This is a genomic window from Variovorax sp. M-6 (assembly GCF_052114385.1).
Classification (GTDB): domain Bacteria; phylum Pseudomonadota; class Gammaproteobacteria; order Burkholderiales; family Burkholderiaceae_C; genus Variovorax.
This window is the reverse complement of the sequence record NZ_JBFREQ010000132.1, coordinates 1-412: the sequence shown is the minus strand read 5'-3', so window position 1 is coordinate 412 and position 412 is coordinate 1. Positions and strand designations below refer to the sequence as shown.

The window sequence follows — 412 nt, the reverse complement described above, 5'->3', positions numbered from 1 at the left end:
CGTCAGGGCTTCTTCGTGACGGTCTTTACCGCATCCTTGACATCGCCGACCTTCTTCTGAACTGCTCCTGCAACCTTGTCCGCGGAGCCTTCGGCTTGCAACCTTTCATTGCCGACGGCCTTGCCCACCGTCTCTTTGACGCTGCCCTTGGCCTTTTCGAGGGTGCCTTTGACTTGATCCTTGTTCATGTCGATTCCTTCCAKGTGAACGSTGAGAGGCGGGAGGCTGCGCGGGCGCGCTGCCGCCAACCAAGCAGCGATGGAATCGTGCATCGCGCGCGGTACTCGAGGCAGACGGTTTGGCGCATCCTGCTGTAGTACATGACGCCGCCGCAGGGTGCGCCCTGAGCGGGCGCCGGTGCGCCGGCAGTCGCACCGCTTGCGCGTTGGCAGCGTGCGACGAGGGATAGATC

General features: G+C 62.9%; 1 protein-coding gene. It reads right to left on the bottom strand.

Annotation, left to right across the window (positions count from 1 at the left end; translation table 11 throughout):
* Positions 1–2 precede the first annotated feature (2 nt).
* A complete protein-coding gene (locus AB4Z46_RS35490) occupies positions 3–188 on the bottom strand; it encodes a CsbD family protein (protein ID WP_442288232.1) in 186 nt (61 codons plus the stop codon).
* Positions 189–412 lie beyond the last annotated feature (224 nt).